This window comes from Aeromonas sp. s5 (assembly GCF_040907865.1).
Lineage (GTDB): Bacteria > Pseudomonadota > Gammaproteobacteria > Enterobacterales > Aeromonadaceae > Aeromonas > Aeromonas dhakensis.
In genome coordinates, this window is the sequence record NZ_JBFOCO010000012.1 from 1 (window position 1) to 14,846 (window position 14,846).

The 14,846-nt window shown below is 61.9% G+C and carries 13 protein-coding genes; 8 read left to right on the plus strand and 5 right to left on the minus strand.

The features are described 5' to 3' along the window. Window positions 1-275: 275 nt before the first annotated feature. From hemG to pepQ, 4 genes are read right to left on the minus strand one after another with little or no spacing between them, the layout of a single operon-like run. Window positions 276-800 (minus strand): menaquinone-dependent protoporphyrinogen IX dehydrogenase, encoded by a 525-nt coding sequence (hemG, locus tag AB5Y94_RS08505; RefSeq protein WP_005307448.1) that lies wholly within the window; start codon window positions 798-800, stop codon window positions 276-278. Window positions 801-807: 7 nt separating this feature from the next. Next, window positions 808-2,265 (minus strand): TrkH family potassium uptake protein, encoded by a 1,458-nt coding sequence (locus AB5Y94_RS08510; RefSeq protein ID WP_010635534.1) that lies wholly within the window; start codon window positions 2,263-2,265, stop codon window positions 808-810. 36 nt (window positions 2,266-2,301) lie between these two features. After that, the gene (locus AB5Y94_RS08515; RefSeq protein ID WP_368205340.1) at window positions 2,302-2,919 is read right to left on the minus strand and encodes an IMPACT family protein; all 618 of its coding nucleotides are present in this window, start codon (window positions 2,917-2,919) and stop codon (window positions 2,302-2,304) included. Then, a complete protein-coding gene (gene pepQ, locus AB5Y94_RS08520; RefSeq protein ID WP_019840760.1) occupies window positions 2,919-4,241 on the minus strand; it encodes a Xaa-Pro dipeptidase in 1,323 nt (440 codons plus the stop codon). The genes AB5Y94_RS08515 and pepQ overlap by 1 nt, the downstream gene beginning before the upstream one ends. 190 nt (window positions 4,242-4,431) lie before the next feature. Here pepQ and AB5Y94_RS08525 point away from each other — a divergent pair, with 190 nt between their 5' ends. The 6 genes from AB5Y94_RS08525 to AB5Y94_RS08550 all read left to right on the plus strand — a co-directional run bounded on the left by AB5Y94_RS08525 (window position 4,432) and on the right by AB5Y94_RS08550 (window position 13,710). Beyond that, entirely contained in the window at window positions 4,432-6,369 is a 1,938-nt protein-coding gene (locus AB5Y94_RS08525) for an acetoacetate--CoA ligase (protein ID WP_017783251.1), read from the plus strand. 202 nt (window positions 6,370-6,571) lie between these two features. After that, the gene (gene fadB / locus AB5Y94_RS08530; RefSeq protein WP_323992996.1) at window positions 6,572-8,719 is read left to right on the plus strand and encodes a fatty acid oxidation complex subunit alpha FadB; all 2,148 of its coding nucleotides are present in this window, start codon (window positions 6,572-6,574) and stop codon (window positions 8,717-8,719) included. Beyond that, entirely contained in the window at window positions 8,720-9,904 is a 1,185-nt protein-coding gene (gene fadA / locus AB5Y94_RS08535; RefSeq protein WP_201877711.1) for an acetyl-CoA C-acyltransferase FadA, read from the plus strand. Window positions 9,905-10,246: 342 nt separating this feature from the next. Then, window positions 10,247-10,969 carry a response regulator gene (locus tag AB5Y94_RS08540; RefSeq protein WP_010635539.1) on the plus strand — a complete coding sequence of 241 codons (723 nt, stop codon included), beginning with the start codon at window positions 10,247-10,249 and terminating at the stop codon, window positions 10,967-10,969. A 52-nt stretch (window positions 10,970-11,021) separates the two neighbouring features. Next, a complete protein-coding gene (locus AB5Y94_RS08545) occupies window positions 11,022-12,467 on the plus strand; it encodes an ATP-binding protein (protein WP_005307426.1) in 1,446 nt (481 codons plus the stop codon). A gap of 4 nt (window positions 12,468-12,471) precedes the next feature. After that, window positions 12,472-13,710, plus strand: a complete 1,239-nt coding sequence (locus tag AB5Y94_RS08550; protein ID WP_368161842.1) for an ABC transporter substrate-binding protein — start codon at window positions 12,472-12,474, stop codon at window positions 13,708-13,710. 72 nt (window positions 13,711-13,782) lie between these two features. Here AB5Y94_RS08550 and AB5Y94_RS08555 read toward each other — a convergent pair whose 3' ends face one another. Next, window positions 13,783-13,974, minus strand: a complete 192-nt coding sequence (locus tag AB5Y94_RS08555) for a hypothetical protein (protein ID WP_005307420.1) — start codon at window positions 13,972-13,974, stop codon at window positions 13,783-13,785. A gap of 171 nt (window positions 13,975-14,145) precedes the next feature. Between AB5Y94_RS08555 and tusA the strand changes: the two genes are divergently transcribed. Both tusA and AB5Y94_RS08565 read left to right on the plus strand, forming a co-directional pair. Further along, window positions 14,146-14,391, plus strand: a complete 246-nt coding sequence (gene tusA, locus AB5Y94_RS08560; protein WP_005307416.1) for a sulfurtransferase TusA — start codon at window positions 14,146-14,148, stop codon at window positions 14,389-14,391. A 21-nt stretch (window positions 14,392-14,412) separates the two neighbouring features. Continuing rightward, window positions 14,413-14,760, plus strand: a complete 348-nt coding sequence (locus tag AB5Y94_RS08565; RefSeq protein WP_005307413.1) for a RidA family protein — start codon at window positions 14,413-14,415, stop codon at window positions 14,758-14,760. Window positions 14,761-14,846: the final 86 nt, after the last annotated feature.

Genomic DNA, 14,846 nt, shown 5'->3' on the forward strand with positions numbered 1-14,846 from the left:
AGCGACGCAGCTTTTGGCTGCTGCGGGAGTGGCATTCTACTCAACCGCCTTCTCGAGTCAAGCCTTATTTTCAAAGGCTTTTCGAGGCTACCGACCCGGCTGTTTGCGTTGCCGCTTGCCGTGTCGATGGAGGCGCATTATAGGGAGCCGCACCGCGATGACAAGGGAAATTTTGCAAAAACTGGCATTTTTCGTGTTTTGGTCGGTCAAGCGTCTATTTATCAAACAAAAAGCCCTGCATCCGCAGGGCTCAAGCCGCGTTCACACTGCCACGGCTATTTTTTTGACCAGAAATCGCGGGCAAAACTGCGCACTTTGTCCCAGTCGGTAAACTCGAGGTCCTTGCTGGTATCCGTGCTACCGCCGGTGATCTTCATGATCAGCTGAATGATGCGGGTCTGCCACCAGTTATAGCGGGAGTACTGCAGCGCACCGGCAAACACCCCCAGGGTTTTTGGCTTCCAGGGGGAGAGACGCAAAAACTTCTTCATGTAAGCATTCGTCTGCGGGGTCTGCTTCTCGGGCTTGCGGGCCGTCAGGTTGACGCAGAAGAAGGCAGCGTTGGCCACTTCCAGCTGTTCGTGATGAGCATGAATGAAACTGAACAGGCTGGGGTGGAAGTTACCATAGCGAATGGAAGCGCCGATAAGCACCTTCTTGAACTTGCTGAGGTTGCACATGGGCAGGCTGTGCAGATCCTGCATCACCACCTCGCATCCCTCGATCTCAGCCAGCATGGCATCGACGATTTTTCGCGTTTGCCCGTCACGGGAAGAATAAAGCACCAGAATCTTGTCCATACCAACCTCAACTACGCCAGAATGCAGGGGTAAACAGTACCAGAAGCGTAAAGATTTCCAATCGACCAAACAACATGGCGACCACCAGTATCCATTGGGCCGTTGCCGAGATATTGCCAAAGTTGGCCGACACCTCCCCCAGCCCCGGCCCCACGTTGGTAAACGCGGCCGCCACGGCAGAGAAGGCGGTCACCTCATTCAAGCCGGTCATCAGCAACAACAGCATAAAGATGAAGAACAGAATGATATAGGTGGCAAAGTAGCCCCACACCGCTTCCACAATCCGCTCTGGTACGGCGCGACGGCCCAGCTTGAGGGTATAGATGGCGCGTGGATGCACCAGTCGCTTCAGCTCGCGCATCCCCTGCAGGAACAGGATCATGAAGCGCATCACCTTGATGCCGCCCCCGGTGCTGCCGGCGCAGCAGCCGATGAAGGCGGAAAACATCAGCAACATAGGTAGAAAAGAGGGCCAATCCGCATAACTGGTGGTGCTGTAACCGGTAGTCGTGCCCAGCGACACCGCCTGGAACAGGCCGTGGTTGAGCGCATCCTGCCAGGTATCGTAGTGGCCGTGGAACAACAGGGAGACGAAGCAGATCAGTACCAGTACACACTGGATGCTCAGGAACACCTTGAGTTCGGAGTCCCGCAGATAACTGCTCAGGCGCACCGGCTTGTGGGCGAACACCATGAAGTGCAGGGCAAAGTTGACGCTCGCCAGCAGCAGAAACAGCACTGTGATCAGGTTGATGGCCGGGCTGTTGAAGAAACCTATGCTGGCATCGTGAGTCGAGAAGCCCCCCACTGACATGGTGGAGAAGGAGTGACAGATGGCATCGAACAGGGTCATGCCCGCCATCCAGTACGCCAGGGCGCAGAGGGAGGTGAGCAGCAGATAGATGAACCAGAGCGCCTTGGCCGTCTCGGCGATACGCGGGGTGACCTTGTTGTCCTTGACCGGCCCCGGAATTTCGGCGCGATAGAGCTGCATGCCCCCGATGCCGAGCAGCGGCAGTATGGCTACCGCCAGCACTATGATCCCCATGCCCCCCAACCACTGCAGCAGCTGGCGATAGAACAGAAACGCCTTGGGCAGGTTGTCCAGCCCGGTGAGCACGGTCGCCCCCGTGGTGGTCAGGCCGGAAAACGACTCGAAGAAGGCCTCGGACACCGTCATGCCGGGCACCTCTCCCAGCAGGAACGGCAAGGCCCCGACGCTGCCCAGTACCACCCAGAACAGCACGACGATGAGGAAGCCCTCCTTGGACCTGAGGTCCTTCTTCTGATGACGGTTGGGAAACCAGAGTGCGGCGCCGAGCAGCAGAGCGATGAAGAAGGAGTTGACGAACTCGGCACCACCACCATCACGATAGCCAAATGCAACCATCGCAGGCAGCAGCATGGTCGAACTGAACAGTGCGACCAGCAGGCCAACGATACGAATGATGCTCAGAATCTGCATTCCGGCTCCCTCTTCAGACCAAAAGAGCGATGGATTCTAGCCATCTAAGGGACGAAGGGATACCCGACCCTGGGTTCGGTCGGTCAATTCCTGTGCGATTCGGGCCCAGAGCGCAGACTCCCACGCCACCTGCAGTGTTACGCTGGCGCCATAGTCGGCCGTCAACAACTGGCCCTGATGAGCCTGGATCAGGGCCTCTACGGCCCCCATGTCGGCATAGTCGCACTGGATGAGAGAGGCCGTCTGCTGGCGCTTGATGCGGGTCTCGAGCTGCTTGAGTGCCGCCCCCACGCCACCGCCGTAGGCCTTGACCAGGCCGCCGGTGCCCAGCAGCACACCACCGTAATAACGCACCACCACGGCGGCGATCTCGCCGAGACCCGACCCCATCAGCTGGGCCAGCATGGGCTTGCCGGCGGTGCCAGAGGGCTCACCATCATCGCTGAAGCCATAGACCTGGCTGTCCTGCGGGGCACCTGCGACAAAGGCCCAGCAGTGATGCCGGGCCCCGGGGTGTTGTTGTTTTATCTCGCCAATCCAGGCCTTGGCGGCCTCGACGGTCGGCGTGTGGGCAAGATAAGTGATGAAACGGCTCTTCTTGATCTCTTCACTCACCTCCAGCGGTGCGGCCGGTATGGAATAGTCCGCCGCCATCAGAGCCCTGCTTGTCTGGTCAGGTTCTCCACCCCGTTGGCATGCAGCACCACGTTGTCTTCGATGCGGATGCCGCCATAGGGGCGCAGCGCCTCGACCTTGTTCCAGTTGACCCGCTTGCCCTGCTCACCCTGGCGCAGCGGCTCCAGCAGGCTGTCGATGAAGTAGAGGCCCGGCTCTATGGTGAACACCTGGCCCACCTCCATCACCCGGGTGCAGCGCAGATAGGGGAACTGTTCGGGAGCCGACAGGTGGGTGCCGCGCTCATCCTGCATGAAGCCGCCGGCATCGTGTACCTGCAGGCCGAGGAAGTGGCCGAGGCCGTGGGGGAAGAAGACGTTGGTCACCCCGGTGTGGATCATCTCGTCCACCGACATGTCCACCAGCTCGGTGGCTTGCAGCAGGCGCGCCAGCCTGTGATGCATCTGCAGATGCAGCTCGCTGTAACGGCGGCCCGGCTTGATCTCCTCGATGATCTCCTGCTGCTGGGCATCCAGCGCCGCGATCAGATCGGCAAACTCGCCGCGCCGCCAGGCCCAGGTCCGGGTGATGTCGGAGGCATAGCCGTGCACGTCCACGCCGGCGTCGATGAGGAAGGAATAGCGCTCCGCATCGGGTACCCGCTGAGTGGAGAGGTGGGTGTAGTGCAGGATGGCCGCATTGCGGTTGATGGCGACGATATTGCCGTAGGGCGCCTCATTGGCCCCCTGCCCGACCGCCTTCATGTAGGCCAGGTTGATCTCGAACTCGCTCGCCCCCGCCATGAAGGAGTCCTTGGCCGCAATGTGGCCGCGTACCCCGATGCGGTTGGCATCGCGCAGACACTCCAGCTCATAGGGGGTCTTGTAGGCACGGTGGTAGTGCAGATAGTTGAGGACCGCCTCCGGGTTGGGCTGGCCCAGCCCCAGCAGCTCGGCCACCTCCAGATGGCCACCCAGATAGGCCCACTCCTGCCTGTTGGCCGGCAGATGATCGGCAACCTGTTCCGGGCGGGTCAGGAAGCGGATATCGAAGAAGTCGACCCAGAAGGCGTTGGGCAGGTCCGCTACCTTGTGCCAGAAATCCACCGGCCGGTAGAACAGCAGCACCGGCTTGTTCACCCCATCCACCAGCAACCAGCAGTGGGGATTGTCCAGCACCGGCAGCCAGGCCTTGAACTGGGGGTTCACCTTGAAGGGGTAATCCTGATCATCGAGGAAGATGCGGTGGGTCTGGCCGGAGTGGATGGCCAGACCGCCCAGTCCCTGCTGTTGCAGTATGTCGCGGGTGCGCTGCTGCAAGGTGTCGAGGTGCTGGGCAAAAAGTTGGCTGTAGCTGCTCATGGCGTCCTGCTCCGGGAGAAATGTGGTTTCAGCATAACATCAAGCGAATCAAGGCTCGAACCGTCAAGCTATCGCTTCGTGAGGTAACGCATACGTTACAAGGCTTTTGTTATGAAACAAAAACCAACCATTAACAAATAAAAAACAATTCAATACACTGCCGGTAGATACATGCAGTCAGGGACTACTCATGCACAACCTTTGCCTGTGGCAACCGGATCAGGAGCGGATGCAGCAATCCAACCTCCAGCACTTCATGGCCGAGGTCAACCGCTTCCACGGCCTGCAGCTGCACAGCTACGCCCAGCTCTACCAGTGGTCGGTGGAGAAGACAACCCGTTTCTGGCCGCTGGTGTGGCAGCACTGCGGCGTCAAGGGCGAGCTCGGCAACATAGTGGCGGAGAACCGCCAGGAGATGCAGCGCACCCGCTGGTTCCCCGACAGCCGGCTCAACTTCGCCGAAAACCTGCTGCGCCGTCAGGATGACACGCCGGCCATCATCTCCCGCATCGAAGGGAGCCCCAGCCAGACCTTGAGCTGGCGCGAACTGGCGGATCAGGTGGCCAGGCTGGCTCAGTGGTTGCGTGGCCAAGGAATCGGCCGGGGCGACGTAGTGGCAGCCTATCTGCCCAATATCCCGGAAACCGTGGTAGCCATGCTGGCGACCACCAGTCTGGGAGCAATCTGGACCTCCACCAGCCCGGATTTTGGCGAAGCCAGCGTGGTGGAGCGCTTCGGCCAGACCCGGCCGCGGGTGCTGTTTGCGGTGGATGGCTATCGCTACAACGGCAAGGCCATCGACATTCAGGACAAGGTGGCGGGGGTCGTCGGCCAGATCGACAGCATAGAGCAGACGGTCATGATCCCCCTGCTCGGCCACTCCCTGCAACTGGGCCACGACTGGCGTCAGATCCTGGCCAGCCAGCCGGATGCCAGCCTGCAGTTCGAGCCCATGGCCTTCAACGACCCGCTCTACATCCTCTATTCGTCCGGCACCACCGGCAAGCCCAAGTGCATCGTACACGGCATCGGCGGCACCCTGCTGCAACACCTGAAAGAACACCAGCTGCACTGCGACATCAAGCCGGGGGAGCGTATCTTCTACTTCACCACCTGCGGCTGGATGATGTGGAACTGGCTGGTGAGCGCGCTCGCCTCCGGCGCCACCCTGGTGCTCTACGACGGCTCCCCCTTCTACCCGGACGGCAACGTGCTGTGGGATCTCGCCCGCGACGAAGAAGTCGCCCTGTTCGGCACCTCGGCCAAATACCTGGATGCGCTGCACAAGCAGGGTTATGCCCCTATCAAGACCCACGACTTGCCACACCTGCGGCTCATCTGCAGCACCGGCTCCGTGCTCTCTCCCGAAGGGTTCGACTACGTCTATCAGCAGATCAAGCAGGATGTGCAGCTCAGCTCCATCTCCGGTGGCACCGACATCTGCTCCTGCTTCGTCATCGGCAACCCGCTCAGCCCCGTCTACCGCGGCGAGAGCCAGGGGCGCGGCCTCGGTCTCGCGGTGCAGGTATTCAACGAAGCGGGCCAACCGGTGCAGGGTGAAAAGGGCGAGCTGGTCTGCACCAAGCCGTTTCCGGCCCAGCCCATCGGCTTCTGGGGAGATGACGGCGGCGACAAGTACCACGCCGCCTATTTCGAGCGGTTCGACAACATCTGGTGCCACGGCGACTGGATAGAGCTGACCCCGACCGGCGGCATCCTGTTCTACGGCCGCTCCGACGCCACCCTCAACCCGGGCGGCGTGCGCATCGGCACCAGCGAGATCTACCGCTACGTCGAACAGCTGGAGGAAGTAGAAGAGAGCATCGTCATCGGCCAGCAGTGGCAGCAAGACGAGCGGGTGGTGCTGTTCGTCAAGCTCAAGCCTGGTCTCAAGCTGGACGAGCCGCTGCGCGAGCGTATCCGCCAGCAGGTGCGCCAGCACTGCACCGCCCGCCACGTGCCGGCCCGCATCCTGCAGGTAGACGCCATTCCGCGCACCAAGTCCGGCAAGATAGTGGAGCTGGCGGTGCGGGAAGTGGTGCACAACCGGCCCGTCAACAACACCCACGCTCTCGCCGATCCCGAGGTGCTGAGCCAGTATCGCGACCGGCCCGAGCTGGCCAGCTGAGGCCACACAAGGTTAATAAAGGCGTCATCAGACGCCTTTATTTTGATTGTTAATCTGAGGCGAGCTTTTACTCGAGATCTGTTAAACGAATGTTTTAAATAGGTGTTGAAATTGTCTTCTTTTGGATCAATAGTGAGCCTCACCCCCTGCTGGGGATAAAGGAGCACCACCCCCCACCATGTGGGAACAAGGAGACACTCTCATGATCTACCAAGGCGAAACCCTGACGGTCAGCTACCTCGAAGACGGCATTGCCGAGCTGAGGTTCGATGCTCCGGGTTCAGTCAACAAGCTGGATCGCGCTACCCTGCTCTCCCTGAGCGAAGCGATCGCCGCATTACAACAAGAACGTGAACTAAAAGGTCTGATCCTCACCTCCGGCAAAGACGCCTTCATCGTCGGCGCCGACATCACCGAATTCCTGGAACTGTTCGATCTGCCGCAGGAAGATCTGCTCGGCTGGCTGAAAAAGGCCAACGACATCTTCAACGCCATCGAAGATCTGCCGGTGCCGACCCTCTCCGCCATCAAGGGCCACGCCCTGGGCGGCGGCTGCGAGACAATTCTCTCCACCGACTTCCGGCTGGCTGATACCACGGCCAAGATTGGCCTGCCCGAGACCAAGCTCGGCATCATGCCCGGCTTTGGCGGCACCGTCCGCCTGCCGCGAGTGATCGGAGCCGACAACGCGCTGGAGTGGATCACCACCGGCAAGGATTACCGTGCCGATGACGCTCTCAAGGTGGGTGCCATCGATGCCGTGGTCTCCCCGGATGCGCTGCAGGGCGCCGCCGTGCAGATGATCAAGGACGCGATCAAGGGCAAGCTGGACTGGCAGAGCCGCCGCGCCGCCAAGAAGGCCCCGCTGCGCCTCTCCAAACTGGAAGCCATGATGAGCTTCACCACCGCCGCCGGCATGGTTGCCGCCGTGGCGGGCAAACACTATCCGGCACCCATGGCCGCCGTGAAGACGGTGGAAGCCGCCGCCGGCATGGGTCGGGACGAAGCGCTGGCCGCCGAAGCCGCCACCTTCATCAAGCTGGCGAAAACCGACGTGGCCAAGGCGCTGGTCGGCATCTTCCTCAACGATCAGCACATCAAGGCGCTGGCCAAGAAGGCCGCCAAGCAGGCAAACAAGGCCACCGGCCATGCCGCCGTGCTGGGTGCCGGCATCATGGGGGGCGGCATCGCCTACCAGTCCGCCAGCAAGGGTATCCCGGCGGTGATGAAGGACATCAACGAGAAGGCGCTGGCACTTGGCATGGGCGAAGCCACCAAGCTGCTCAACGGCCAGCTCGAGCGCGGTCGCATCGACGGCATCAAGATGGGCCAGGTGCTCTCCGCCATCACCCCGACCCTCAGCTATGACAACGTCAAGCATGTGGACGTGGTGGTCGAGGCCGTAGTCGAGAACCCGAAAGTGAAGGCGGCCGTGCTGAGTGAAGTAGAAGGCGTGATCGGCGACGACGCCGTGCTCGCCAGCAACACCTCCACCATCCCCATCTCCCTGCTGGCCAAGAGCCTGAAGCGCCCCGAGAACTTCTGCGGCATGCACTTCTTCAACCCGGTGCATCGCATGCCGCTGGTGGAGATCATCCGCGGCGAGCAAACCTCGGACGACACCATCAACCGCGTGGTGGCCTACGCCGCCGCCATGGGCAAGTCCCCGGTGGTGGTCAACGACTGCCCTGGCTTCTTCGTCAACCGCGTGCTGTTCCCCTACTTCTTCGGCTTCAACAAGCTGGTCGCCGATGGCGCCGACTTCGCCGCCGTCGACAAGGTGATGGAGAAGGAGTTCGGCTGGCCCATGGGCCCCGCCTACCTGCTGGACGTGGTCGGCATCGACACCGGCCACCATGCCGGTGACGTGATGGCGCAGGGCTTCCCGGCGCGCATGAGCAAGGAAGGCCGTACCGCCATCGACGTGATGTACGAGGCGAGCCGCTTCGGTCAGAAGAATGGCAAGGGCTTCTACGCCTACGAGGCCGACAAGAAGGGCAAGCCGAAGAAGGTGGCCGACGCCGCCAGCTACGAGCTGCTGGCCCCCATCGCCAAGCCGAAACAGGATTTCGACAAGGACGCCATCATCGCCCGCATGATGATCCCCATGATCAACGAGGTGGTGCTCTGTCTGGAAGAGGGCATAGTCGCCACCCCAGCCGAAGCCGACATCGCGCTGGTCTACGGTCTGGGTTTCCCTCCCTTCCGCGGCGGCGTGTTCCGCTATCTGGACACTATCGGTCTGGATCGCTATGTGGCCATGGCCGACCAGTATGCCGACCTTGGCCCGCTCTATCGCGTCAGCGACAAGCTGCGTGAGATGGCCGCCCAGGGCAAAACCTTCTACTGATTGCGGAAAGGAGATCCATTCATGAAAGACGTAGTCATTGTCGACTGTATCCGGACCCCGATGGGCCGGTCCAAGGGCGGCGCCTTCCGCAACGTGCGTGCAGAAGACTTGTCCGCGCACCTGATGAAATCCATCCTGCTGCGCAACCCCAACCTAGACCCGAACGAGATCGAGGACATCTACTGGGGCTGCGTGCAGCAGACCCTGGAGCAGGGCTTCAACATCGCCCGCAACGCCGCCCTGCTGGCCGGCATCCCGAAACAGGTGGGGGCGGTCACCGTCAACCGCCTGTGCGGATCCTCCATGCAGGCGCTGCACGATGCCTCCCGCGCCATCCAGGTGGGTGACGGCGACATCTTCATCATCGGCGGCGTCGAGCACATGGGCCACGTGCCCATGAGCCACGGGGTGGACTTCCACCCCGGCATGGCCAAGTCGGTGGCAAAAGCCTCCGGCATGATGGGGCTGACCGCCGAGATGCTCGGCAAGCTGCACGGCATCAGCCGTCAACAGCAGGACGAGTTTGCCGCTCGCTCCCATCGCCGCGCTCACGCCGCCACCGTGGAAGGCCGTTTCGCCAAGGAGATCGTCGGGCTGGAAGGGCACGACGCCAACGGCGCCCGCTTCTTCTACGACTATGACGAGGTGATCCGCCCCGAGACCACGGTCGACACCCTGAGCCAGCTGCGCCCGGTGTTCGACCCGGTCAACGGCACCGTCACCGCCGGCACCTCTTCGGCCCTGTCCGATGGCGCCGCCGCCATGCTGGTGATGAGTGCGGATCGCGCCAAGGCGCTCGGCCTCACCCCGCGCGCCAAGGTACGTGCCATGGCCATCGCCGGTTGCGACGCCGCCATCATGGGTTACGGCCCGGTGCCGGCCACCCAGAAGGCGCTCAAGCGGGCCGGTCTGACCGTCGGTGACATCGATCTGTTCGAGCTGAACGAGGCGTTTGCCGCCCAGTCCCTCCCCTGCGTGAAGGATCTGGGTCTGCAAGACCTGGTGGACGAGAAGGTGAACCTGAACGGCGGCGCCATCGCCCTGGGTCACCCGCTCGGCTGCTCCGGTGCCCGCATCTCCACCACCCTGATCAATCTGATGGAAGAGAAGGACGCGACCCTGGGCGTGGCCACCATGTGCATCGGCCTGGGTCAGGGCATCGCCACCGTGTTCGAGCGAGTGTAACTGTATCCCCCGGACCGGTCCGCCGGTCCGGGCAGTGCCCCGCCTGGGGCTGAATTTTACAATATGGGCCCGCTTCTGCTTTCCGGCGAGGCGGCCCGTATCGCAGGTTTTGGGGCCGGTCAGACTGCCCCGCCATCGAGTCTGTGGAGTGCGCCACACGGGGTGCACTTCTGTCGTCAGCATCTGCGTCTTGGCCGGCCCGTTTGGGTCGGCCTTTTTTATTTGCACGGCAGGATATGGGAGGATATTGCCCATAACCTCACATTAGATGGGGGGCTTGCTTGCTTTTTGCTCCCCCGACAGGTTCAATCTGCACAAAAAAATGGGTGGATGCACATACATATGTCAACGAGCAAACAACTGCTGATCGTCGACGACGACCAAGAGATCCGCGAGCTGCTCAATGAATACCTGACCAGGGCTGGCTTCGAGGTATTGACCGCAGCGGAGGGCAACGAGATGCGTCAGCAGCTCGCCCAGCACAGCCCGGACCTCATCATTCTCGATATCATGATGCCTGGCGACGACGGTTTTACCCTCTGCCAGCAGATCCGTCGCGACTCTCAGGTCCCTATCATCATGCTGACCGCCGCCTCCGACGAGGCTGACCGGGTGATCGGGCTGGAACTCGGTGCCGACGACTACATCGCCAAGCCGTTCAGCCCGCGCGAGCTGCAGGCCCGCATCAAGGCGCTGCTGCGCCGCGCCGAATTTCGCCAGCCGGAGAAAGAGAAGGAGCCGAGCCGCCGGCTGCGCTTCGCCGAGTGGACCCTGGATACCCTGAGCCACCAGCTGACTCACGAGGATGGCAGCCTGCTGGATCTCTCCGGCAGCGACGCCATGTTGCTCGGCATGTTCCTGCAGCAGCCCGGCGTGGTGCTGGACCGGGATACCATCTCAGACGCCACTCGCGGTCGTGAGAGCCTGCCGATGGAGCGCGGCATCGACGTACAGATCAGCCGACTGCGCCAGAAGCTGGGTGACAACGGCAAGAGCCCGCGCATCATCAAGACCATTCGCGGCAGTGGCTACATGCTGATTGCCGAGGTGCACGAGATCCCATGATGGCCCGGCAAGGTAGCGACGGCATGCTGATCGACACAAGGCGAGAGATCCCATGAATAGCAGGTGGTTCTGGCGGGTTCTGGTACCCCGCTCCCTGCTGTCGCGGATGCTGCTGCTGTTGCTGCTGGCGATCCTGCTCTCCCAGACCATCCTCACCGGCATCTGGATGCAGCAGATCCAGAAGCGGGAGCTGGAGGGCATGCTCAGCACCACCCGCAACCTGGCGCTGTCGGCCGCCTCCACCGTCAACTTCTTCAAATCCTTGCCGCTGCAGTATCGCCACATCGCGCTGGACCAGCTGCGCAACATGGGCGGCAGCCGCTTCTTCGTCTCCCTGAACGAGGAGGAGATCCACATCAGCGCCATCCCCGACAGCGAGCGCAAGACGCTGGTGCTCAAGGAGGTGCAGGGGGTGCTGACCCGCAAGCTCTCCGACGCCATGGCGATCAAGGTGGACTTCTCGCGGCCAGAGGATCTGCACGTCTTCAACAACGACACCCTGCTGGCGGATCTGCCCTCCTCCTGGGCCCGCTACACCCTGTCGCTGGAGCCGCTCAACCCGCCGGTACTGGTGACCCAGATCGAGATAGAGCCGGGGGAGTGGCTCTATCTGGCGGCCCTGTTGCCCGCCCCCTACATGACGCTGGATGATACCGTCATGCCCAGCAACCAGGTGCGCTTCATCGCCCTGATGACGGTGTTCCTCTGCTTCTTCACCTTCCTGCTGGTGCGCTGGCAGACCCGGCCGCTGCGCCGGCTGGCCAAGGCGGCAGTCAACCTCGGCAAGGACATCGACCAGCCCTCGCTCAAGGAGGAGGGGGCCTCCGAGATAGTGGCGGCCACCCGCGCCTTCAACATCATGCAGCACCGCATCCGCCGCTATATCGACGATAGAGAGCGGTTGTTCAGCTCCATTTCCCACGACCTCAAGACCCCCATCACCCGGCTGCGGCTGCGGGTCGAGCTGCTCGACGACGAGCAGCAGATCGCCAAGTTCAACAAGGATCTGGACGAGCTGGAGCTGATGGTGAAGGGGGCGCTGCAGACGGTGAAGGATACCGACATCCACGAGAACATCGAGCAGCTCGACATCGACGCCATGCTGGAACAGATGGCGGAGGCCATGAACCTGCACGACGAGCGGCTGACCATCGAAGGCCACTGCAAGCAGCCCTACCGCGGCAAACCGCTGGCCCTCAAGCGCTGCATCGGCAACCTGGTGGACAACGGCATCAAATACGGCCAGAAAGTGCGCATCATCATCATGGACGACGAAGAGATGCTGATCCTGTTCATCATGGACGAGGGCCCCGGCCTGCCGGAAGATCAGTTCGAACGCATCTTCGAGCCCTACTACCGGCTCAGCACGGATCTGGCCGGCACCGGCCTGGGTCTGGGCATTGCCCGCAACATAGCCCACGCCCACGGCGGCGACCTGGTGCTGGAAAATCGTCCGCAGGGCGGCCTGCAGGCCACCCTCTCCCTACCAAGGCAGTAACCTTATGAAGTGGTTGTCTTTTTCTGTCATCACCCTGCTCTCCCTGCCTGTAAGCGCCTCCCAGGTGGAGGTGCTGCACTGGTGGACGTCCGGCGGCGAGGCCAAGGCGGTGGAGGTGCTCAAGTCAGAATGGACCGAGCAGGGCAATCAGTGGAACGACTTCGCGGTGCAAGGGGGCGGCGGCAAGAGCGCCATGACGGTGCTGAAAAGCCGGGCGCTGGCGGCCAACCCGCCGGAGGCAGCCCACCTCAAGGGGTTCGAGTTGCGGGAGTGGGCCGGACTCGGCTTCCTGCGCGATCTCAGCCCCATGGCCGAACACCTCGGCTGGTACCCCCAGCTGCCGCCCATGGTGCGGGAGACCCTCAGCCAGAACGGCGCCCTGATGGCGGTACCCACCGGTATCCACAGGGTCAACTGGCTGTGGCTCAACCGCAAGATCTTCGAGCGCAACAAGCTGACCCCCCCCACCAGCTGGGCCCAGTTCGTGACCGTGGCCGACCGGCTCAAGGAGAAAGGGATCACCCCGCTCGCTATCGGCAACGAACCCTGGCAGCTGGCAGTGCTGTTCGAAACGGTGGCGCTCGGCGAGGGCGGCAAAGCGTTCTACCGCAAGGCGTTCGTGGAACAGGACAGCGCCACCCTGACCGGTCCCGACATGGTGCGGGTGCTGACCCGCTTCCAGCAGCTGCGCGGCTATGTGCCGGAGAAATACGCCGGCCTGAAGTGGCACCAGGCCACCAACCTGCTGGAGAGCGGCGGCGCAGCCATGCAGGTGATGGGGGACTGGGTGAAGGGCGAGCTGAGCGCCGGCAACTATCGGCCAGGCGAGGATATCGAGTGCCTGCCGAGCCCCGGCAGCCAGGGGCTGTTCAGCTACAACCTCGACTCCATCGCCATGTTCAAGCAGCGGGATCCCGCCCAGCTGCAGGCCCAGGGCGAACTGGCCCAGCTGCTGATGACGCCGCGCTTCCAGCAGGAGTTCAACCGGGTGAAGGGTTCTATCCCGGCGCTGGTCAAACCGGACATGAGCAAGTTCGACCGCTGCGCCGTGCGCTCCTACCAGGATTTCCTGCAGGCGGAGCGAGAGGGCAACCTGCTGCCCAGCATGGCGGAGGGGATGGCGACGCCGACCAACATGCGCCAGGCGATCATGGATGTGTTGAGCAACTTCTTCAACGACCCCAGAGCCAACCCGCAACAGACCGCCCTGCATCTGGAGCGGGCCATGCGCTCGACCCGCTGACGCTTTTCGCTGCGGCCAGAAACGACAAAGGCGGATGAGATATCCGCCTTTGTCATCGTGAGAGTCTTGGGGTCAGGATTGATCGTTTTCGTCCTCATCCTCGTCGTAGTAATCGCTGAGCTCGATCCAGAGCCCCAGTCCGATCATCACCATGGAACCGAACCAGGTGCCGGTATTACCGATCGGGCTGCCCATCACTATCATGGCGAAAGACAAGAACCCCATGCCTGCGTAGGCTTGTAATCTGCCGTAGGAGACCTGCATATTCACACCTCCTTGTTGAATATGGTTCAATTTTTATATTACTCATACGGCGGGGTGTGGGTAGGGCCGGATAACACTTTGGTTACATATGCTGTTGACAGCCCAGGTCGTTTGATTATTTTTTCGCCGTGAGTATCATTGGCAGCTGATTTGGTTGAAGGTTGATTATTGATGAGTGCTTTATTCTGCGACGCGACTCACGAGTTGGACGCAATCGGGCTTCGTTGTCCCGAACCTGTCATGATGGTGCGTAAAAAAGTGCGGCTGATGGCCGATGGGGAGACCCTGCTGGTCAGTGCCGACGATCCCTCAACCACCCGCGACATTCCCAGTTTCTGCCGCTTCATGGATCACACCCTGGTCGCCAGCGAGACAGAGCAGGCCCCTTACCGCTATCTGATCCGCAAGGGCCAATGAGCCACACTACCGGAGCAATCCATGCCAGCTATTACCCGAATCGGCACCACCCAGCGTTGGTCTGACGTGGTCATTCACAACGGTACCCTCTACGTGGTGGAAGTGCCCGCCACCGACACCGCCGATATTCACCAGCAGACCCGCGAAGTGTTGACCAGCCTGCAGCGCCTGCTGGAAGCCAATGGCTCCGGCGTCGACAAGATCCTGATGGCCAACATCTATCTCAAGGACATTGCAGACATCGCCGCCTTCAACGAGCAGTGGGATGCCTGGATTCCGGCGGGCACCGCACCGGTGAGAGCCTGCGTTCAGGCCCGTCTGGCCCACGAAGGCTACAAGGTAGAAGTGCAGCTGACTGCGGCAGTCTAAGAGGCAGTTATCCCCTCATCCCCGCCCCTTCTCCCGCAAGGGGAGAAGGGGGCAAAAAACAAGGCGCCATTGCTCGCAACGGCCCC